Origin of the sequence: Aggregatibacter aphrophilus ATCC 33389 (genome assembly GCF_900636915.1) — a bacterium.
GTDB lineage: Bacteria > Pseudomonadota > Gammaproteobacteria > Enterobacterales > Pasteurellaceae > Aggregatibacter > Aggregatibacter aphrophilus.
Window position 1 is genome coordinate 2072304 of record NZ_LR134327.1, and the last position, 21193, is coordinate 2093496.

Consider the following 21193-nt stretch of genomic DNA (forward strand, 5'->3'; position numbering starts at 1 on the left):
AGAAAAGGAAATACATATGGCAAACGTATTTAATTTCAGTGCCGGTCCGGCAATGATGCCCAAAGCGGTTTTAGAACAAGCACAACAAGAATTATTAAATTGGCTGGGGCAAGGTACCTCCGTCATGGAAGTGAGCCACCGTGGCAAATTGTTCATGGAATTAATCGCCCAATCTCAGGCGGATTTTCGCAAACTCTATAACATTCCTGATAACTACCAAGTTCTTTTCCTGCAAGGCGGCGCGCGCGGTCAATTTGCGGCAATTCCGATGAATTTATTACGTGAAAATGGTAAAGCTCTGTATTTAAACAGTGGTCACTGGTCAGCCACGGCAGCGAAAGAAGCCCGTTTCTTCGGTGAAATCGATGAAATCAATATTTTAGAGCCCGGTGATGAACTCAAAGTAAAATCCCTCGATTTTAGCGACATTGCCGAACAATATGATTATGTTCACTACTGCCCGAACGAAACGATCAGCGGCGTGGAAATTTTTGATGTGCCGAACGTGGGCAACGCTGTATTGGTGGGTGACTTCTCCTCGACTATTCTTTCCCGTAAAGTGGACATCAGCAAATTCGGCTTAATTTATGCCGGGGCGCAAAAAAACCTTGGCCCGGCGGGGATCACCCTCGTTATTGTGCGTGATGATTTAATCGGCAAAGCACGCAAAGCTACACCGTCGATTTGGAATTACGAAACGCAAAAAAACAGCGATTCCATGATCAACACGCCGCCGACTTTCGCGTGGTATTTATGTTCTTTGGTGTTCAAACATTTATTGTCCATCGGTGGCTTGCCGGAAATCGAACAACGCAACCTTGCCAAAGCCAAATTGCTTTACGATTATTTAGACGGCAGCGATTTCTACCGCAATAACGTGGCGAAAGCCAACCGTTCTTTAATGAATGTGACATTCAACACCGGCAATGATGAATTGAACGCTAAATTTGTCGCTGAAGCCACCGCGACGGGACTACAAGCATTAAAAGGCCACAAAGTGCTAGGCGGTATGCGTGCTTCCATTTATAACGCCATGCCGATTGAAGGCGTACAAGCATTGATTCAATTCATGCAAAAATTCGCGGAAGAAAACGCGTAACCCTTTTAAAAGTGCGGTTGAAATTCATTGTAAAAATCCACCGCACTTTTATTTTCCTTCATCACCACTCGGAGCAACCATGCAGTACCTCGATCGCGCCAATGAAGGCGTTAAAACACTTTTACCCTATCAAGCAGGCAAACCCATTGAAGAACTGGAACGCGAATTGGGCATTGATAACATCATCAAGCTCGCTTCTAATGAAAACCCCTTCGGTTTACCACCAAGTGCAAAAGACGCCATTCAGGCGCAATTAGACAACCTTAATCTTTACCCCGATTCCAACGGATTTTATTTCAAACAGGCAGTTGCCGAAAAATTCGGGTTACAGCCGGAACAAATCACCCTTGGCAACGGCTCCAATGATTTAATTGAACTCATCGCCCATACCTTTGCTTCCGAGCAGGACGAAATCATTTATTCCCAATATGGCTTCATTGTTTATCCGTTGATTAGCCAAGCCTTGAATGCCAAACGTGTAGAAATTCCGGCGAAAAATTACGGCAATGATTTGACTGCTTTTCTGAAAGCGATCACGCCAAAAACAAAATTAATTTACATCGCCAACCCGAATAACCCGACGGGCACCTTCTCAAGTGCGGTAGAAATTGCCGACTTTTTGGCCCAAGTGCCTCCGCAAGTGATCGTGGCGCTGGACGAAGCCTATGTGGAATTTACCGAGCCGAGCGAACGCGTGGATTCTTTCGGCTTGTTGGCAAAATATCCGAACCTTATTGTGTGCCGTACCCTCTCCAAAGCCTATGGATTAGCCGGTTTGCGGATCGGTTATGCGGTCTCCTCTACGGAAATTGCGGGCTTGTTAAATCGCGTACGTCAACCGTTTAACTGCAACAGCCTGGCCCTTGCCGCGGCCACTGCCGCCATTCAAGATGACGAATTTATCGCAAAAGTAGCGGAAAATAACCACGTCGGTTTACAATTATTGCAACATTTCTTTGATGAGAAAGGCTTACGTTATGTGCCGTCCAAAGGCAATTTCGTGATGTTGGATTTACAACAACCTGCCACACCGATTTATCAGGCGTTGTTACGCAAAGGTGTGATCGTGCGCCCGCTTGCCGGATACGGTTTGCCGAACCATTTGCGCATCAGCATCGGCTTGCCGGAAGAAAATCAGCGTTTTTTAACCGCACTTAGCGAAATCTTAGGCTTATAACGGACGACTTATGCAACACGCCATTTCTATTACCCTTAACCCGATCCGCCACATTGAAGGCACGATCAACATGCCCGGCTCGAAAAGTCTGTCCAACCGCGCCTTATTGTTGGCTGCATTAGCACATGGGACGACCAAAGTCACTAATTTGCTAGACAGCGACGACATCCGCCACATGCTTAACGCCTTAAAACAGCTTGGCGTGCAATATTCCCTATCTGACGATAAATCTGTCTGCGAAGTGCATGGCTTAGGTGGAGCCTTTCAATGGCATGACGGTTTAGCGTTATTTTTAGGTAACGCAGGCACCGCCATGCGTCCGTTGGCAGCGGCACTTTGTTTGGCGCGTGAAGGCGCTTCCGCACAAAATGAAGTGATTTTAACCGGCGAGCCGCGCATGAAAGAGCGCCCGATTCAGCACTTAATAGACGCGCTGTTGCAGGCGGGCGCAGACATTCGTTATTTAGAAAACGAGGGCTTCCCGCCGATTGCCATTCGTAACACTGGCTTACGTGGTGGCACGATTAAAATCAACGGCTTCATTTCATCACAATTTTTGACCGCACTTTTAATGGCAGCCCCCCTTGCAGAAGACGACAGTGAAATTGAAATTGTTGGTGATTTGGTATCCAAACCCTACATCGACATCACCCTTAACATGATGAAAATCTTCGGTGTGGAAGTTGAAAACCAAAACTATCAACGCTTTCTCGTGAAAGGCAAACAATCTTACCAATCACCCGGCTCGTTTTTGGTGGAAGGCGATGCCTCCTCCGCCTCTTATTTCTTAGCGGCAGGTGCCATTAAAGGCAAAGTGAAAGTCACGGGCATCGGCAAAAACAGTATTCAAGGCGACCGTTTATTTGCGGACGTGTTAGAAAAAATGGGGGCAAAAATCACCTGGGGCGAGGATTTCATTGAAGCGGAACAAGCTCCGTTACACGGTGTGGATATGGACATGAACCATATTCCCGATGCAGCCATGACCATTGCCACTACCGCGCTGTTTGCCGAAGGGGAAACCGTGATTCGTAACATTTATAACTGGCGGGTGAAAGAAACGGATCGCTTAACCGCCATGACAACCGAACTGCGCAAAGTGGGCGCTGACGTGGAAGAAGGCGAAGATTTTATTCGTATTCAACCCTTAAAATTAACGGACTTCAAGGCGGCGGAAATTGAAACCTATAACGATCACCGCATGGCGATGTGTTTCGCCTTAGTGGCGTTATCCGACACGCCGGTAACGATTTTGGATCCAAACTGCACGGCCAAAACCTTCCCGACATTCTTCAAGGAATTTTTAGCTATTGCCCAACAATCAAACGCGGTCTAAAAAACCGACATTATGTAGCAGTTGCACAAAGCTGAAATTGCGGTCACTGAGCTTGTCGAAGTGTAAGTCATTTCAGCTTCTCCGATACACAAAACTAATGCTTCGACAGGCTCAGCAAGCGTTTTGTGCATTTGCTACATAATACCGTAAAAAACGTGAAAAAAATGCACCGCACTTTTAACCAATCTGTGCGGTGCATTTTTTAGAACGCCTTAATTTTTAAAACGATACTCCGTCCATTGATAATATTCCTCATCAGCTTTCACAATGCCTCCGTAATTTTGCCATTCCGGGTGATTTGGTGTGTCCGGTAAACATTGCGTTTCCAACGCAACGCCGCTGTAATCAGCGTATTGCGTGCCCTTTCGAGTGGGTGTGCCAGCGAGGAAGTTACCGGTGTAAACCTGTAATGCGGCTTGTGAAGTCAGCACCTCCAAATGCAAATCGTCATTTGGTGAACTCAACAAGACACAAGGTTTTTGCCAGGCCTTGTTCACAATAAAAGAATGATCATAACCTTTGGTGGCTAGCTGTTCGCCTTGCATAAAATCTTGTTGAATCGGCTTGGCAACGCGAAAATCAAAACTTGTGCCGACAACGTGTTTTAACGGCGAATTTGGAATGCCTTCGCTATCTACCGGCAAATAGAAATCTGCATTCAGGCGCAAGCGGTGATGACGAACATCTGTCCCCTGCTCAGCATTTTCTAAATTGAAATAAGCATGGTTGGTTAAATTCAATGCCGTATCCTGATCGCTTTTCCCTGCATACTCGATTTTTACCGAATTCTCTTCCGTTAATGTGTAAGTCACCGTCACATCCACATTGCCGGGAAAGCCTTGATCGCCGTCGGCGGAATGCAAGGAAAAACACACGAAATTTTCACCGCACTTTTCTAGTGCCCAACGGCGTTTATCAAAGCCGTTTACACCGCCATGAAGTTGGTGTTTTCCTTGATTGGCGGTTAAGGTCACGGTTTTATCATTAAGCGTAAATTGGGCATTGGCAATACGGTTGGCATAACGCCCGACACTCGCGCCTAAATAGGCTTGCTGAACGGAATACTCTTCCAATTTGCAACTAAGCAAGACTTCACGTAATACACCCTTGACCGGCACGCGACAAGACGTCCACGTCGCCCCCCAATCAGTAAACCGCACTCGCATTCCTTGCGCATTTTGCAAGGTGAAAAGATTAAATGGCAAGCTGTCCGGCGCAGTGCCTTGAACATGATGTTCTAACATACGTGTGCTCCTTGCGAAGCGGTGCAAACATAGAAGTCTTCTTTCAAGCCCGTTTGTTTTTCGTAATTGTCTGCCACGATTTTACGTACAGCTTCCACTTTATCGTGTGGCGCAAGAGCAACGATACAACCACCGAAACCACCTCCGGTCATGCGTGCACCGCCCTGTTTACCGATGACCAACTGCGCCAATTCTACTAAATAATCAATTTGTGGCACGGTGATTTCAAAATCGTCTCGCATGGAATCGTGCGACTGTCCCATTAATTCGCCAAGACGGGTTAAGTCGTTATGTTTCAAGGCTTCTACCGCATCTAACACGCGTTGATTTTCCGTGACTACATGGCGGGCGCGTTTGACGACCAGCGGATCAAGTGCGGTCAATTCTGGTTCTTTTTCTTTAAATTGTGCCACTGACACATCACGCAAGGCTTTCACGCCGAAAAACGCCGCTGCACGTTCACATTGCTGACGACGGGTGTTGTATTCGCCGGTGACCAAATCATGCGGCACATTAGAGTTCACGATAATCACCGCTACATCCTGCGGCACTGGCGTTGGTTGGGTCTCAAGGCTACGGCAGTCAATCATCAACAAATGATCTTGTTGTCCGAGCGCAGAAATCAGCTGATCCATATTGCCACAGTTGGCACCAACAAATTTGTTTTCCGCTTTTTGCCCGATAAGCGCAATATCCGTATGGCTTAAAGGCAAATCGCTCAACTGCTGACAGAATTTTCCTATTGCCACTTCCAACGCAGCAGAAGAGCTCAAGCCGGAAGAATGCGGCACGTTACCGGAAATCACCAAATCCGCCCCTTGTTTAAAATCAGGGCAACGTTCCTGAATAAATTTCACCACACCACGCACATAATTCGCCCATTTTTGTTCACTTTGTGGGATTTCTTTATCTAGCGAAAACTCATCAGACAGATCCAAATCGGCAGCATACACATTCCAAACATGATCGTTGCGTTTCGCGCCGGCAATCGCCGTACCATAGTTAATGGCGCATGGCATCACAAAGCCATCGTTGTAGTCGGTATGTTCGCCGATGATATTAACGCGACCGGGAGCATACACGGTCAACTCTGGTTGTTGATTGTATTTTTGGTTGAAAATGTGTTGGGATTTTTGGATTGGGGTCATGTTATTTCCTTCTGAATTTCTCATAAATTTGGCTCTAAATGCGTAGGGACAGGCTTTATGCCTGTCTTATCAAAACCTAGATGTCTAATATTGGACAGGCATAAAGCCTATCCCTACAAACCACAAAAATTTCACCGCACTTTATAATGCACGTCACTCAACGCACGCAGTCTTTCTGCTGCTTGTTCTGCCGTTAAATCACGTTGGCTTTCGCCGAGCATTTCGTAACCCACCATAAACTTGCGCACAGTGGCAGAGCGTAAAAGCGGCGGGTAGAAATGGGCGTGCAATTGCCAATGGTTGTTTTCTTCGCCGTTAAACGGTGCGGCGTGGAAACCCATGGAATACGGGAAAGAGGTTTCAAATAAGTTGTCATATTTGGTCGTGAGTTTTTTCAATATCACCGCCAAATCTTTCGCTTGGGCGTCACTTAATTCCGTTAAGCGTTTAACCTGTGCTTTTGGTAACAACAACGTTTCAAACGGCCAAACCGCCCAATACGGCACCACAGCAACCCAATGTTCTGTCTCCACAACGATACGTTCTTTGCGGGCCAGTTCTTGTTGGACGTAATCCACTAACAGCACAGAGCCGTGTTTCTCATAATATTGGCGTTGAGCATTGTCTTCCCGTGCCACCTCATTCGGCAGAAAACTGTTTGCCCAGATTTGTCCGTGTGGATGTGGATTAGAACAGCCCATCGCTGCGCCTTTATTTTCAAAGAGTTGTACCCATTGGTATTTTTGTCCGAGTTCACGGATCTGTTCCTGCCAGACTTTAATGACCTCTTCGATCTCAAGTGCGGTCAATAATGGCAACGTTTTACTATGGTCGGGTGAAAAACAAATCACACGACTTTCCCCGCGCGCTTGCGAGCTTTGGAATAACGGATTGTCATTATGTTGCGGTGCCGGTGTGTCTTCTAACAGTGCGGAGAAGTCATTTTTAAACACATAAGGTTTGTGATAATCGGGATTCGGCTCACCGGTAATGCGTTTATTACGCGGGCAAAGATAGCAATTCGGATCGTGACTTGGCTTTTGTTCTTCACTCACTTTTTCTTGTTGCCCTTGCCATGGGCGTTTAGCACGGTGAGGAGAAACCAAAACCCATTGGTCAATCAAGGGGTTATATCTGCGGTGTGGGTGTTCGGTAGGGTCAAAAACAGTTGTCATAATGTACCTCTGTTCGGTTGTATTTAATTTATGAAAACGATTACATAAAATACCATATTGAGTAAAATAAACTGTTAACAAGATCACAAAAACAGATTTCATTCTGTGCTTTATACTAAAAACCTTTTATAAATATAAAAAATTTGTGACGAACCCAGCAATTTTAAAAGTAAGCGTTTTCAAATACAACTATTTAAGATTATGATTTAGCAAAATTCAGTTAAAGATCAAAAGGTGTTTTATGGTAACGATTCGAGATGTCGCAAAACAGGCGGGCGTATCGGTTGCGACAGTATCCAGAGTACTAAACAACCATCCATCAGCGAAAGAAGACACCCGCCTTGCGGTGCTTAAAGCCATTGAACAATTGGGATATCGCCCTAATGCTAACGCCCAAGCGTTAGCTTCTCAAAACTCCGATACCTTAGGTGTCGTGGTGACGGATGTGACAGATGCATTTTTTGCCATTTTGGTAAAAGCAGTGGATCACGTTGCCATGGAACACGGCAAAAATATTTTGATCGGTATGGGATACCATCAGGCAGAAAAAGAAAAAGAAGCCATTGATACGCTACTGCGCAAACGTTGTAACTGTTTAGTGGTGCATTCCAAGGCTTTAGATGATCAAACCTTGGCGACTTACTTAGAAAGTGTGCCCGGCATGGTGATTATCAATCGTTGTATTAAAGGCTATGAATCCCGTTGTGTAAGTTTAGATAACCAAAAAGGCACCTACATCGCCACTAACACCTTAATAAAGGCGGGACATCGGCATATTGGTTATATCGGGTCGAACCATAAAATTAACGATGAAGCGGATCGTAAACAAGGCTATTTAGAAGCCCTCATAGAGCACCACATCCCTATTGAGGAAAATGCTATCGTGCATAACTCGCCGGATTTTGAAGGTGGCGAAGAAGCCATGATTAACCTATTAAGTTATAACGATAACTTGACTGCTGTGGTAGCTTACAATGATTCTATGGCGGCCGGTGCGTTGTCTGTACTCAACGAAAATAATATTAAAGTACCGAAACAATTTTCGATTATCGGCTTTGACGATATGCCTATCGCCCGTTATTTGGTACCTAAATTGACAACTATTCGCTACCCTATTGATTTAATGGCAAATTACGCAGCTAAATTAGCGCTCAGCCTAGTAGATAAAACGATTTCCATGCCGATTAATCCACAGTTTAATCCGACGTTGGTCAGACGATTTTCGGTGGAAAACACCTATCACAACAGTGTAAAGAACTAAAATTGTATTATTTTTAAGCTAAAGATGTAATCGTTTTCATAAATGTGAATATGATCACAGTCTTGAATTAGAAAAGCCTGTATTCTACGCACAATTACCTGAGTAGCGGTTGCAGTGTAAAAAGGTAAGAATTGATAATAATGCCTTATAAATTATCATCTTAAATACCTCTATCCAATTTTAATATAGTTAAATGGAGACTATGCATTATGAAAAAAACAGTTTTAAGTGCAGTTGCTTTAGCAGTCGCTTTCGGCGCAGGCATCAGTGCCGCACAAGCAGAAACCCGTATTGGTGTAACCATTTACAAATATGACGATAACTTTATGTCTTTAATGCGTAAAGAAATCCAAAAGGATGCTGAACAATTAAAAGATGTGAAATTGTTAATGAATGATTCACAAAACGCACAATCCATTCAAAACGACCAAGTTGACGTATTACTTTCCAAAGGTGTAAAAGCCCTTGCGATCAACTTAGTTGACCCGTCTGCTGCACCAACCATCATTGGTAAAGCAAAACCGGATAATATTCCTGTTGTTTTCTTTAATAAAGACCCGGGCGCCAAAGCGATTGCCTCTTATGATAACGCTTACTTTGTAGGTACTGATCCAAAAGAGTCCGGTATTATCCAGGGTGACTTAATTGCAAAACAATGGAAAGCAATGCCGGCATTAGACTTAAATAAAGACGGCAAAATCCAATATGTTTTATTAAAAGGCGAACCTGGTCACCCAGATGCAGAAGCGCGTACAAAATATGTAGTAGAACAATTACACGCTCAAGGCATTCAAACTGAACAACTCTTCATTGATACCGGTATGTGGGATGCTGCATTAGCGAAAGATAAAGTGGATGCTTGGTTGTCCAGTTCTAAAGCGAATGACATTGAAGTCATCATTTCTAACAACGATGGTATGGCATTAGGCGCATTGGAAGCAACCAAAGCACACGGTAAAAAATTACCGATTTTCGGTGTTGACGCCCTACCGGAAGCATTACAACTGATCAAGAAAGGCGACCTTGCCGGTACTGTGTTAAATGACGGTGTAAACCAAGGTAAAGCGGTTGTTGAGTTATCTAATAACTTAGCAAACGGCAAACCGGCTACCGAAGGCACTAAATGGGAACTTAAAGATCGTGTTGTACGCATTCCTTATGTTGGTGTAGATAAAGATAACTTATCAGAATTCTTAAAATAAATTTGTTTTATTAATGTAAGGGGAAGCGTAGGACAACACTTATGTCCCTTCCCCTTTATTTATGAGGTTGGATATGACAGAGCAAATTCAAAGTCAAAGCGGAAGCCAAAATCAAAATGGCGAAGTCCTGCTTACCATGACTAATGTCAGCAAGTCCTTTCCGGGCGTAAAAGCCTTAGATCACGCAAACTTAAGCGTCCGTTCGCATTCTGTACACGCATTGATGGGGGAAAACGGTACGGGTAAATCCACGTTGTTAAAATGCTTGTTCGGCATTTACGCTAAAGACGAAGGTGAAATCTTGTTTTTAGGCAAACCCGTGAATTTTAAAACCTCAAAAGATGCCTTAGAAAATGGCATTTCCATGGTGCACCAAGAGCTTAACCTTGTGCGTCAAACCAGCGTAATGGATAACCTATGGCTTGGTCGTTACCCACTTAAAGGGCCTTTTGTGGATCACGCGAAAATGTACCGTGATACCAAAGCTATTTTTGATGAATTGGACATTGATGTTGATCCAAAAGAAAAAGTAGCCAAACTTTCCGTTTCACAAATGCAGATGATCGAAATTGCGAAAGCGTTTTCTTATAACGCTAAAATTGTGATTATGGATGAACCGACATCCTCACTTTCTGAAAAAGAAGTAGAACATCTGTTTAAAATCATTCAAAAATTAAAAGATCGCGGTTGCGGTATTATTTACATATCTCACAAAATGGATGAAATCTTCAAAATTTGTGATGAAATCACCATTCTGCGTGATGGAAAATGGATTAATACCGTACCGGTAAAAACCTCCACCATGGAAGAAATCGTCTCCATGATGGTAGGTCGTGAATTAACTCAACGTTTCCCGGAAAAAACCAACGTACCAAAAGAAATCACATTAGAAGTGGAAAATCTTACCGCGTTAAACCAGCCTTCTATTCAAGGTGTATCTTTCAATTTACGTAAAGGGGAAATTTTAGGGATTGCAGGTCTCGTTGGTGCTAAACGTACAGATATCGTTGAAGCCATTTTCGGCGTACGCGAGCTGAAAATTGGCACAATCAAACTCAATGGAAAAACAGTGAAAAATCACACCGCACTTGAGGCAATCAACCACGGTTTTGCTTTGGTGACCGAAGAACGTCGTTCAACAGGGATTTACTCTAACTTAAGCATTGAGTTCAACTCCTTGATTTCCAATATGAAATCTTACTTAACACCATGGAAGTTACTCAGCAATAAAAAAATGCGTAGCGACACTCAATGGGTAATTGATTCTATGAATGTCAAAACGCCATCGCACAAAACGACGATTGGCTCACTTTCCGGCGGTAATCAACAAAAAGTCATTATCGGCCGTTGGTTATTGACCCAACCTGAGATTCTGATGTTGGACGAACCAACCCGTGGGATTGATATTGGTGCGAAGTTTGAAATCTATCAATTAATTCAAGAACTGGCGAAAAAAGATAAGGGCATCATCATGATCTCTTCCGAAATGCCTGAATTACTTGGGGTAACCGACCGTATTCTCGTGATGAGTAACGGTAAAGTTGCCGGTATCGTTGAAACTGCAAAAACCTCTCAAGAAGAGATTTTGCAACTTGCCGCAAAATATTTATAAGTAACAAAGGAACAAATTATGAGTGCCTTAGAAAAAAATAAATCATTCGATTTTTTAAAACAAAATGCGATTTATTTTGTGTTGTTGATTTTACTTGGCATCATCATCGCACAAGATCCGACATTTCTTAACTTGGTCAACTTCAGTAACATTCTGACCCAATCCTCTGTGCGTTTAATTATCGCCCTTGGGGTTGCCGGCTTATTGGTGACACAAGGTACCGACTTGTCTGCCGGTCGTCAGGTCGGTCTCGCTGCAGTAATCTCTGCAACCATGTTGCAATCCATGGAAAACATGAACCGTGTTTTCCCTGACCTCGGTGAAATTCCAATTCCGGTAGTTATCCTTGCCGTTTGTGCTGTTGGTGCTGTCATCGGCTTAGTCAATGGTTTGGTTATCGCTTACTTAAACGTGACTCCGTTTATCGCAACTATGGGTACCATGATTATCGTTTACGGTTTCAACTCCCTTTATTACGATGCTGTAGGTGGCTCCCCTATCGCCGGTTTCAGCGAAAACTTCTCTATCTTTGCCCAAGGTTTTATTCGTCTAGGTGCGTTTAAATTGTCCTACATCACCATTTATGCCGCAATTTGCGCCTTCTTGGTGTGGGTAATGTGGAACAAAACTCGTTTCGGTAAAAACATCTTCGCCATTGGCGGAAACCCTGAAGCAGCCAAAGTATCCGGTGTAAACGTCGCCCGTAACCTTGTAGCTATCTATATCATTGCTGGTATGTTCTATGCATTCGGTGGGATGTTAGAAGCCGGTCGTATCGGCTCCGCCACCAACAACCTCGGTTTCATGTATGAGTTGGATGCTATTGCCGCTTGCGTAGTGGGTGGCGTATCCTTTGCCGGCGGTGTGGGAACGGTTGTCGGCGTTATTACCGGGGTAATTATCTTCACCGTAATCAACTACGGCTTAACTTACATCGGCGTTAACCCTTACTGGCAATATATCATCAAAGGTAGCATCATCATCCTTGCTGTGGCTATCGACTCCTTGAAATACGCGAAGAAAAAATAATCTTCCGATTCATAAAAAATTGAAAAACACCATAAAAAACGACCGCACTTAATTAAGTGCGGTCATTATTTTTTGTAATTTGAGAATCTCTTTGAGAACTTACCAGTGATTTTTAGTCATCTGATGATTCAAGCATCCATGCTTGAATGTCCCTACAAATAAAAGCCCCAAGTACAGTCACAAAACAGCGTTTTTCTATTCACACTCGCTTAACCACACCCGCAATTTATCTACCTCGCCTTGCCATTCGGTCGCCAACAGATTCACCCAGTTTGCGATATTATCCTGCCATTGTTCTGTCTCGGCATTTTGTGCCCGCGAGGCGATTTCCTGTAAACGTTTTAAACCAACGGAAGCCAAGGCGCCTTTAATTTTATGAGCTGAAGAAAGTACATTCGTTTGTAGCTCCGGATCTTGCAAATAGGCTTGGTAGGCTTGTTGCAATTCAATGATATAGCCATCCATAGTCTCTTCAAATAATGTCAGATTATCTTGCACAAAATTCACGCCTAACATTTCCACCAGTTCGGTCAGCATTTTCGTGTCGAAATCGGAAGATACTTGCGGTTGTTTGGTTTCAGTAAGCTCAAATTGCGTAATTTCTTCACCAAAATAATCGAACAGACACTGATTCAACTCATCCAGAGAAAGCGGTTTGTGGATAACATCATCCATGCCTTGCGCCATATATTCCTCCTTCTTCTGCACCACATTTGCCGTCAATGCAATTAACGGAGGAAGGAAGTCATAGGTGCCGTTTTCATAGTTTTGGCGCAGGTGGTTGGCAATATCAAAGCCTGACATATCCGGCAATTGAATATCCAAAAACACCAAATCGTAATAATTTTGTTCAAATTTTTCGATGGCCTGCGTGCCGGTCATGGCGACATCAATTTGGTAACCCAATTTTTCCAACAAGGATTTCGCCACTACCACATTTACTTCAATATCTTCCACCAACAAGATATTAAGCTTTAATGGTAACTTACTGTCTTCAGACGACGGACAGAAAGCTTCTTCCGCCTTAAACGTCAACAGGAAGGTGGAACCGTGACCAATCTCGCTAGTAACAGTTAAATCGCCTCCCATCAGCTGTGCAATAGCTTTAGAAATCGACAACCCAATACCACTGCCCAAGGATTTATTGCGATTAGAATTAACCTGATAATACAGTTCAAAGATTTTTTCTAAATCCGCTTCATCAATACCAATGCCGGTATCCGTTACCCGAATGGCAAATTCATTGTCGGCGGTTTGTTCAACGGATAACGTTACACTACCTTGTTGCGTAAATTTCACCGCATTAGTAATCAAGTTCCATAAAACCTGATTAAGTCGTACGCCATCTAACATAAGCCAGTTTGGCAAGGTTGGCGGGCAATTCAAATGAAATTCAAGGCGTTTTTCTTCCGCCATTAATAAGGCGAAATTGCTAATATCATTAAGCAAAGCGTAAAAATCCGTCTCTTTGCGATGTAATTCGATTCGGCGGGCGTCAATTTTTTCCAAATCAATAATGTCGCTGAAAATATGTGACAGTGAAACGGCGCTACTATTGATAGTTTTTAAATAATTCTGTTGACGTTCGGTGGGTTGTTCTTCCAATAAAATTCGGCTTAAGCCAATAATACCGTTTAACGGCGTGCGTAACTCATGGCTAATGGTCGTCATCAACGTGGTTTTGTCGCGGTTGATTTTTTCTACTTTATCTAAAGCCGCGGACAAGCGCTTTTCCGCCAAAAGACGCTCGTCGATTTCTTTTTGCAAATTCTCAACGGAATGGGACAACGCCAAACGGGAGTGCTCCAATTTTTCCACTAATAAGGTAAAAAAATAAATCACGAAAGGCGCGGAAATCATACCGAACACAATGGAACGGAAAAGATCCTGCCAATAAATTTTTCCAACAAAAATGATACTCAAGATAATTTGTGTGCAAAGCGCTAACACAGCCAGCACGGCGACACCTAAAATGGAAAAACGAATTTTCCCTAGACGAACTACCCAATCCACATAACGACGGGCAAAATGTTTAATATTTTTCATAGCATTCCGTGACAAAAGAAAAATGATGGCTATTGTACCTTAATTGTACAGATCTCGCGGAAAAGTTTTGCTAGGACAGAAAAAGTGCGGTCGAAAAACACATTGAATTTCGACCGCACTTTTAAGAGAAATTAATCCGAAAGATTAACCTTTGTAACGTTTAAAGACTAAAGTCGCGTTGGTACCACCAAAACCGAAACTGTTGGACATCACGGTTTGTAAACCGGCGTTTTCTTTCGTTTCGGTCACGATGTTACAACCAACGGCTTGCTCATCCAAAGTTTCAATGTTAATGCTCGGTGCGATGAAATCGTTATCTAACATTAACAAGGTATAAATAGCTTCATGCGCACCGGCAGCCCCTAAAGAGTGACCTGTCATGGACTTGGTGGAAGAAATTGCCGGGATTTTATCGCCAAATACATTTTTAATCGCACCCAATTCTTTCACATCACCTACAGGAGTCGATGTACCGTGCACGTTAATGTAGTCGATTGGTGTGTCAATGGTTGCCATGGCTTGTTTCATGCAACGTTCTGCGCCTTCACCGCTTGGAGCGACCATGTCATAACCATCGGAAGTCGCACCATAACCGACAATTTCGGCATAAATTTTTGCGCCGCGCGCCAATGCGTGCTCTAATTCTTCTACGACAACCACTGCGCCGCCGCCGGCAATCACGAAACCGTCACGGTTTGCATCGTACGCACGGGAGGCTTTGGTTGGGGTTTCATTGTATTTAGTGGAAACTGCGCCCATCGCGTCAAATTCAGTCGCACATTCCCAAGACAACTCTTCCGCACCGCCTGCAAACACAATGTCTTGTTTACCTAATTGAATGAGTTCTAATGCGTTACCAATACAGTGTGCTGAAGTGGCGCAAGCGGAACTGATACTGTAACTCACGCCCTTAATTTTGTATGGAGTTGCTAAGCAAGCGGATACGCTGGATGCCATAGTTTTAGTGACGGCATAAGGGCCGATGGCTTTCACACCGCGCGGACCACGCACAGCATCGCAAGCCACCAACTGGTTGTGGGCAGAACCTGTGCCGGCGCCGATAACCAAGCCGGTACGTTCGTTAGACACTTGTTCTTCAGTTAAACCAGCATCTTCAATGGCCTCTTTCATAGAAAGGTAAGCATAGGCTGCAGCATCCCCCATGAAGCGATACACTTTACGATCGATTAACTCGCTTGGGTTTAATTTAACGGTACCTGCTACATGGCTACGCATTTTCATGTCGATAAATTCAGGCACGACTTCAATACCGGATTTACCGGCTTTCAATGAAGCCAATACTTCTTCTTTGTTGTTACCAATACTGGAAATAATACCAAATCCGGTGATCACTGCTCTTTTCATTCGTTATTCCTTATGAGTTGGGAAATTGATTTCGACTTACATTTGTTAGCTGAACGCAATTTACTATGAAATCAAAATATTGCAAGCATTAATTATAACGTTAGACCAGTTAGGCAAAATCGGCGTATCATATTAGACACCTCAAAACCAACCAAAGGAAATCACGCCCAATGCGCTTAGTGACTCATGCCAACATTCATTTCAATCAAGAAAATACGCCTATTTCCGACCAATTTGACGACGTTTATTTTTCCAACCAAGACGGTTTGGAAGAAAGCCATTACGTTTTCCAACAGGGCAATCAATTGTGGCAACGCTGGCAGAAACATGAACAAGCGTATTTTATTATTGCCGAAACAGGCTTTGGTACCGGGCTGAATTTTTTGGCTGTCACCACGCTGTTTCGTGAATTTCGCCAACAATTTCCACAGGCAACATTACAACGCCTATTTTTTATTTCCTTTGAAAAATATCCGCTAACCGCAGAAGCCCTCTCGCGTGCTCATCAACATTATCCGCAATTTGCCTCTCTCTCCACACAATTACAGCAGCATTGGTTGGATCCCATTGAAGGTTGCTATCGTTTTCATTTTGAGGAAACGACCCTTGATCTGTGGTTTGGTGATATTCACGACAATTTGCCACAGCTCGGCGATTATATGCGTGACAAAATCGATGCATGGTTTTTAGACGGATTTGCTCCGAGTAAAAATCCTGATATGTGGAATGACGCGCTTTATACGCAAATGTACCGTTACACCAAACCGCAAGGCACATTCGCTACCTTCACTGCCGCAAGTGCGGTGCGTAAAGGCCTAGAAAATGTCGGTTTCAGCGTGCAAAAACGTAAAGGCTACGGCAAAAAACGGGAGTGTTTGGCGGGCGAAAAAACACTTGAAAAACCAACTGCACTTTTCACCCCATGGTACCTGCCACAACCTGCTCAGTTTGAAGGTGTGGCGGATGTTGCCATTGTGGGTGGCGGCATAGCCTCCTTATTTACCGCATTCGCCTTAATGCAACGTGGCGCGAACGTCACCCTTTATTGCGAAGATCCACAGCCGGCGATGAACGCCTCCGGCAATAAGCAAGGGGCGTTTTATCCGCAACTGAGCGACGATGACGAACGTAACATTCGCTTTTACATACACGCGTTTGCTTACGGCTTACAACAATTACGTAATGCCGAAAACCTCATTGAATTTGAACATGAATTTTGTGGCGTGGCGCTGTGCGGGTATAACGAAAAAAGTGCGGTTAAATTACAGAAAGTTTCGCAACTTCAGCTGCCTGAAAGCCTTTATCAAAGCTTAAACCAAGCAGAATTAAGCGATAAAGTCGGTCTCCCGTTGCCTTGTGGTGGCGGATTTATTCCACTGGGTGGATGGCTTGCGCCACAACAATTTGTGCAGAATCTGTTCGCTTATTTGCAACGGCGCGGGCTCAGCATAAAAATATCACAAAAAGTGACCGCACTTTCCCCACAAAAAAACGGCTGGCTGGTGACAAATGCTGAAAACGAAACGTTCCATCATCAAATCGTTGTCCTCGCCAACGGTCATCAACTGCATGAATTTCCACAAACGCAGTCGCTACCGCTTTATGCCGTACGTGGACAAGTTAGCCAGATTCCCACGTCAGAGCATCTGCTGAAACTGAAATCCGTGATCTGCTATGACGGCTACCTCACGCCTGCCGATCAGGCTAAAACCAGCCATTGCATTGGCGCCAGCCATGTGCGTGATTGCGCTGACCGCACCTTTAGCGAACAGGAACAGCGGGAAAATCAGGAAAAAATCCAAAAGAACTTAGAGGGTATGCCTTGGGTAAAAGAGGTGGATACGTCTGCCAATCTGGCGCGAATCGGCGTACGTTGCGCCGTGCGCGATCGCATCCCGATAGTCGGCAATGTGCCGAATTTTGAACAGCAATGCGTGGATTATAAAAATTTGTTTAACTTACGCCGTCGTAAACAACCCATTCCACAGGCTGCCGTGTTTCCGAATTTATATCTCATCGGCGCCCTCGGCTCACGCGGCTTAACCTCCGCTCCGATACTGGGCGAAACTTTGGCTTCGCTTATCTATAACGAACCATTGCCGCTGAGCGAAGACTTAATTCACCACCTATCCGCAAGTCGCAGTTGGATGCGTAAATTGCTGAAGGGTACGTCGATTAAAAATCTTTAACCTTACATAATATTAGGTTTATTTAATAAATAATTCATCTCCTTCAAAACTCAAACTATGATATATATCAAATAAATTAGATATAACTTATCGTTATTGTTGCAAAGAAAATAAATTTCATTATCATCTCGCGAATTATTTTCATTTATTAAAAAATAAAATTAACACCAAAGGTCATACATGAGTAAATTTAAACCAAACTATCTTTCTTATTCTATTCTCCTTAGTTTAACTGTTTCTACTGCCTATGCAGAAGAAAGCGCACAAGAAAAATTAAATGAGATCGTTGTTTCAAGCAGTGCTGAGAGTAACGGAAACCCTGATGATAAAACTCCACCGAAAATCGGTGAAACGGTTAAAAATGCCAAAAAGTTAGAGAAACAACAAGCCCAAGACGTAAAAGATTTAGTTCGTTACGATACCGGTATAACGGTAGTTGAAGCAGGGCGTTTCGGTAACAGCGGATTTGCCGTACGAGGCGTGGAAGAAAATCGGGTCGCTATTCAAATTGACGGACTGGCACAAGCAGAAACCATCTCATCACAAGGTTTTAAAGAATTATTTGAAGGTTACGGTAATTTTAATAATACACGTAATAGTGCAGAAATTGAGACACTAAAACAAGTTACGATCCGAAAAGGGGCTGATTCTTTAAAATCAGGTAGTGGCGCATTAGGTGGTTCGGTCAGTTTTGAAACCAAAGATGCACGCGACTATCTGACCGATAAAAACTATTATGCTTCCTACAAGCGGGGCTACAACACAGCAGATAACCAAAATCTTAATACGCTCACGCTTGCCGGTCGCTATAAATATTTTGACGCGATTGCTGTTCTTACATCGCGCAAAGGACATGAATTAGAGAACTTTGGTTACAAAAACTACGATGAAAGAGTTCAAGGAAAAGCCAGAGAAAAAGCAGATCCTTATCGCCGTACGTTAGACAGCACATTATTGAAATTTGCATTTCAACCAACAGATAATCACCGTTTCTCCGTTATGGCAGACTTGTATAAACAAACGTCTAAAGGACATGATTTCTCTTATACCTTAAAGCCTAACACGAAATATAAAACTTATGATGAAATAGAATTAAGACACACGAATGATAAGGTTGAACGTAAAAACTTTGCTTTTACTTATGAGAATTTCACAACTACCCCACTTTGGGATACGCTAAAAATGACTTATTCTCAACAAAAGATTACGACTAGAGCAAGAACAGATGATTATTGTGATGGAAATGATAAGTGCCCTACCTCACAAAATAAGTTAGGTATGAAATATAATGAGGATAATAAACTTGTCGGTAATGATAATAAATTAGCCAAATATACAAATACTCCGGCACAAACAAAAACAATAAAAGAGCAAGTCCCTTTAGATCCAAGTAGCACTGCAAAATACCGGTGGCAAAAAGCACAATGGCATGTGCTGGAACAAAAATATCCGGGTGTAAAATATTATAAGTACTGTGAAGAAGATGAGAATGATCCTAGCAATTTCTGTACTGTTGAACTGAAAATCCCCGGAGCCCCGGCTAAAAAATCATTTGAAATAAATGGAAAAGAATACAATTTAAAATCGGAAGAGGTCATTGGTGATGAACAAACTCTGACAACAAATACTTCACATATATTAAGCTGTGATGCTATAAACTGTAACAAAAAAACGATTGGAGGTTTTCAACGTGATGGAACACCGGTTGATATTCCATTTGAAGTTTTTGAACGTGATGGTAAAAAATATGCCAAAACTAAAGTAATGAGTAAGGATCAATTAAGCGGACCGGTATTTTTCATGCCAAATAAATCCGGTTATCAAGAAAACTTATGGACGCAGCGTGATCTTACAACCAAAACAAAGCAAATCAATATTGATTTAACAAAGCATATTGAAATCTCCGGTACAGAACATGATCTGTCCTATGGTGGGCTATGGGCAGAATCTAAAAAAGAAATGATAAATATTTCAGGCATCAGTGCTAGAAATATAAAGTGGTGGGCTCAGTATCCTAAAGATTGTTCACCTTCAATAAATAATCCGGATCGCTACAACGCACTTTGCAATAGAAAAAATGTTTATTCTTTCCTAATTCCTGTGAAAACTAAAACAGGCGCACTGTACTTTATTGACGATTTCAAATTAAATGATTACTTAAGTTTCGGTATCGGTTACCGTTATGACCGAGTGAAATATAATCCGGAATATATCCCCGGCGTCACCCCAAAAATTCCTGATGATCTGGTAACTAATCTGTATATAACAGATCCAAAGTTTGATCCATCCGATTTAACATCTCCTGAAAATCAGGCAAGACGGGAAGCTAACGCAAACGCGAATATCAAAAAAATTGCGCAGCCGAAAAAGTTCTCTGCCAGCTCATATTCATTGAATACGACGGTAGATCCACTAGATTGGCTGCGCTTGCAGGCGAAATATAGCAAAGCATTCCGGGCGCCAACTAGTGATGAAATTTATTTTACCTTTAAACACCCTGATTTCTCTGTATTACCCAATAAGGATCTTGAGCAAGAAACCGCAAAAACTAAAGAATTGTCTGTAACCTTACACAATGATGTGGGCTATATTTCTACGTCTGTGTTTGAGACCCGATATAATAACTTCATTGATTTGGTATACAAAGGCAACAAACAACTACAAGGACATTCTAAGTTACGCCCGTTTAATGTATATCAAAATATAAATAGACCCAATGCAAAAGTAACAGGCTTTGAAATCGTGTCTCAAATTTCTTTGAATGATTTAGCAAAAATCCTTAATGGATTTAATTTAAGTTATAAATACACTTACCAAAAAGGGAGAATGGATGGCGATATTCCGATGAACGCAATTCAGCCCAGAACTGCTGTTTATGGTATAGGTTATGTTCATTCTGATGATAAATTCGGTTTAGATCTGTATATAACCCATGCCGGTGCAAAACAAGCTAAAGATACTTACAACATGTACCACAAAGACGAAGGAAAAAAAGACAGTTCCATCAAATGGCGTAGTAATTCTTATACAACGATTGATTTACTTGGTTACATTAAACCAATCAAAAACTTAACTTTAAGAGCCGGAGTATATAATCTCACAAACAGAAAATATGTTACTTGGGATTCTGCAAGATCAATTCGCCCATTTGGTACAAGTAATTTGATTGATCAAAAGACCGGATTGGGTATCAACCGCTTCAACGCACCAGGTCGTAATTATAGACTTTCAATGCAACTTGAATTCTAACCAAACAAAAAGGAGAAGCCCTCGCTTCTCCTTTTCTTTTGCGTTAAAGTGCGGTCGTTTT

Annotated in this window: 14 protein-coding genes; 9 read left to right on the forward strand and 5 right to left on the reverse strand. The window is 42.8% G+C overall.

Annotated elements, in window-relative coordinates:
• The first annotated feature begins 16 nt into the window (after nt 1–16).
• The 3 genes from serC to aroA all read left to right on the forward strand — a co-directional run bounded on the left by serC (nt 17) and on the right by aroA (nt 3612).
• A complete protein-coding gene (gene serC / locus EL144_RS09950) occupies nt 17–1099 on the forward strand; it encodes a 3-phosphoserine/phosphohydroxythreonine transaminase (protein ID WP_050332793.1) in 1083 nt (360 codons plus the stop codon).
• Between the two features lie 79 nt (nt 1100–1178).
• A complete protein-coding gene (gene hisC / locus EL144_RS09955; protein WP_005703884.1) occupies nt 1179–2276 on the forward strand; it encodes a histidinol-phosphate transaminase in 1098 nt (365 codons plus the stop codon).
• Nucleotides 2277–2286: 10 nt separating this feature from the next.
• Nucleotides 2287–3612 carry a 3-phosphoshikimate 1-carboxyvinyltransferase gene (gene aroA, locus EL144_RS09960; protein ID WP_005703883.1) on the forward strand — a complete coding sequence of 442 codons (1326 nt, stop codon included), beginning with the start codon at nt 2287–2289 and terminating at the stop codon, nt 3610–3612.
• A gap of 212 nt (nt 3613–3824) precedes the next feature.
• On the opposite strand, the gene galM is transcribed toward aroA, so the two are convergent.
• The 3 genes from galM to galT all read right to left on the reverse strand — a co-directional run bounded on the left by galM (nt 3825) and on the right by galT (nt 7179).
• Complete coding sequence (galM, locus tag EL144_RS09965) at nt 3825–4856, reverse strand: galactose-1-epimerase (RefSeq protein WP_005703882.1); 1032 nt, start codon at nt 4854–4856, stop codon at nt 3825–3827.
• A complete protein-coding gene (galK, locus tag EL144_RS09970) occupies nt 4850–6004 on the reverse strand; it encodes a galactokinase (RefSeq protein WP_005703880.1) in 1155 nt (384 codons plus the stop codon). Before galK ends, galM begins: the two co-directional genes overlap by 7 nt.
• A 131-nt stretch (nt 6005–6135) precedes the next feature.
• Nucleotides 6136–7179, reverse strand: coding sequence for a galactose-1-phosphate uridylyltransferase (gene galT / locus EL144_RS09975; RefSeq protein ID WP_032995173.1), 1044 nt, complete (start codon nt 7177–7179; stop codon nt 6136–6138).
• 241 nt (nt 7180–7420) lie between these two features.
• Here galT and EL144_RS09980 point away from each other — a divergent pair, with 241 nt between their 5' ends.
• The 4 genes from EL144_RS09980 (at nt 7421) to mglC (ending at nt 12283) form a co-directional block, all read left to right on the forward strand.
• The gene (locus EL144_RS09980; RefSeq protein ID WP_005703878.1) at nt 7421–8440 is read left to right on the forward strand and encodes a substrate-binding domain-containing protein; all 1020 of its coding nucleotides are present in this window, start codon (nt 7421–7423) and stop codon (nt 8438–8440) included.
• 209 nt (nt 8441–8649) lie between these two features.
• Complete coding sequence (gene mglB / locus EL144_RS09985) at nt 8650–9642, forward strand: galactose/glucose ABC transporter substrate-binding protein MglB (RefSeq protein ID WP_005703877.1); 993 nt, start codon at nt 8650–8652, stop codon at nt 9640–9642.
• 73 nt (nt 9643–9715) lie between these two features.
• A complete protein-coding gene (gene mglA, locus EL144_RS09990; RefSeq protein WP_005703876.1) occupies nt 9716–11254 on the forward strand; it encodes a galactose/methyl galactoside ABC transporter ATP-binding protein MglA in 1539 nt (512 codons plus the stop codon).
• An 18-nt stretch (nt 11255–11272) separates the two neighbouring features.
• Nucleotides 11273–12283, forward strand: coding sequence for a galactose/methyl galactoside ABC transporter permease MglC (mglC, locus tag EL144_RS09995; protein ID WP_005701032.1), 1011 nt, complete (start codon nt 11273–11275; stop codon nt 12281–12283).
• 195 nt (nt 12284–12478) lie between these two features.
• On the opposite strand, the gene EL144_RS10000 is transcribed toward mglC, so the two are convergent.
• Nucleotides 12479–14329, reverse strand: coding sequence for an ATP-binding protein (locus tag EL144_RS10000; RefSeq protein WP_005703875.1), 1851 nt, complete (start codon nt 14327–14329; stop codon nt 12479–12481).
• A gap of 144 nt (nt 14330–14473) precedes the next feature.
• Nucleotides 14474–15694: a beta-ketoacyl-ACP synthase I gene (fabB, locus tag EL144_RS10005; protein ID WP_005703873.1), complete on the reverse strand. Its 1221-nt coding sequence runs from the start codon at nt 15692–15694 to the stop codon at nt 14474–14476.
• Nucleotides 15695–15864: 170 nt separating this feature from the next.
• Between fabB and mnmC the strand changes: the two genes are divergently transcribed.
• Both mnmC and EL144_RS10015 read left to right on the forward strand, forming a co-directional pair.
• A complete protein-coding gene (gene mnmC / locus EL144_RS10010; RefSeq protein ID WP_005703872.1) occupies nt 15865–17883 on the forward strand; it encodes a bifunctional tRNA (5-methylaminomethyl-2-thiouridine)(34)-methyltransferase MnmD/FAD-dependent 5-carboxymethylaminomethyl-2-thiouridine(34) oxidoreductase MnmC in 2019 nt (672 codons plus the stop codon).
• A gap of 180 nt (nt 17884–18063) precedes the next feature.
• Nucleotides 18064–21132 (forward strand): TonB-dependent hemoglobin/transferrin/lactoferrin family receptor, encoded by a 3069-nt coding sequence (locus EL144_RS10015; RefSeq protein ID WP_012771658.1) that lies wholly within the window; start codon nt 18064–18066, stop codon nt 21130–21132.
• Nucleotides 21133–21193 lie beyond the last annotated feature (61 nt).

What these genes read in the sequence shown, in the direction of transcription:
- mnmC (WP_005703872.1), top strand. Translation starts at nt 15,865, where the DNA reads ATGCGCTTAGTGACTCATGCCAACATTCATTTCAATCAAGAAAATACG.
- galM (WP_005703882.1), bottom strand. Translation starts at nt 4,856, where the DNA reads ATGTTAGAACATCATGTTCAAGGCACTGCGCCGGACAGCTTGCCATTT.
- hisC (WP_005703884.1), top strand. Translation starts at nt 1,179, where the DNA reads ATGCAGTACCTCGATCGCGCCAATGAAGGCGTTAAAACACTTTTACCC.
- mglC (WP_005701032.1), top strand. Translation starts at nt 11,273, where the DNA reads ATGAGTGCCTTAGAAAAAAATAAATCATTCGATTTTTTAAAACAAAAT.
- galK (WP_005703880.1), bottom strand. Translation starts at nt 6,004, where the DNA reads ATGACCCCAATCCAAAAATCCCAACACATTTTCAACCAAAAATACAAT.
- EL144_RS09980 (WP_005703878.1), top strand. Translation starts at nt 7,421, where the DNA reads ATGGTAACGATTCGAGATGTCGCAAAACAGGCGGGCGTATCGGTTGCG.
- galT (WP_032995173.1), bottom strand. Translation starts at nt 7,179, where the DNA reads ATGACAACTGTTTTTGACCCTACCGAACACCCACACCGCAGATATAAC.
- mglA (WP_005703876.1), top strand. Translation starts at nt 9,716, where the DNA reads ATGACAGAGCAAATTCAAAGTCAAAGCGGAAGCCAAAATCAAAATGGC.
- aroA (WP_005703883.1), top strand. Translation starts at nt 2,287, where the DNA reads ATGCAACACGCCATTTCTATTACCCTTAACCCGATCCGCCACATTGAA.
- serC (WP_050332793.1), top strand. Translation starts at nt 17, where the DNA reads ATGGCAAACGTATTTAATTTCAGTGCCGGTCCGGCAATGATGCCCAAA.
- fabB (WP_005703873.1), bottom strand. Translation starts at nt 15,694, where the DNA reads ATGAAAAGAGCAGTGATCACCGGATTTGGTATTATTTCCAGTATTGGT.
- EL144_RS10000 (WP_005703875.1), bottom strand. Translation starts at nt 14,329, where the DNA reads ATGAAAAATATTAAACATTTTGCCCGTCGTTATGTGGATTGGGTAGTT.
- mglB (WP_005703877.1), top strand. Translation starts at nt 8,650, where the DNA reads ATGAAAAAAACAGTTTTAAGTGCAGTTGCTTTAGCAGTCGCTTTCGGC.
- EL144_RS10015 (WP_012771658.1), top strand. Translation starts at nt 18,064, where the DNA reads ATGAGTAAATTTAAACCAAACTATCTTTCTTATTCTATTCTCCTTAGT.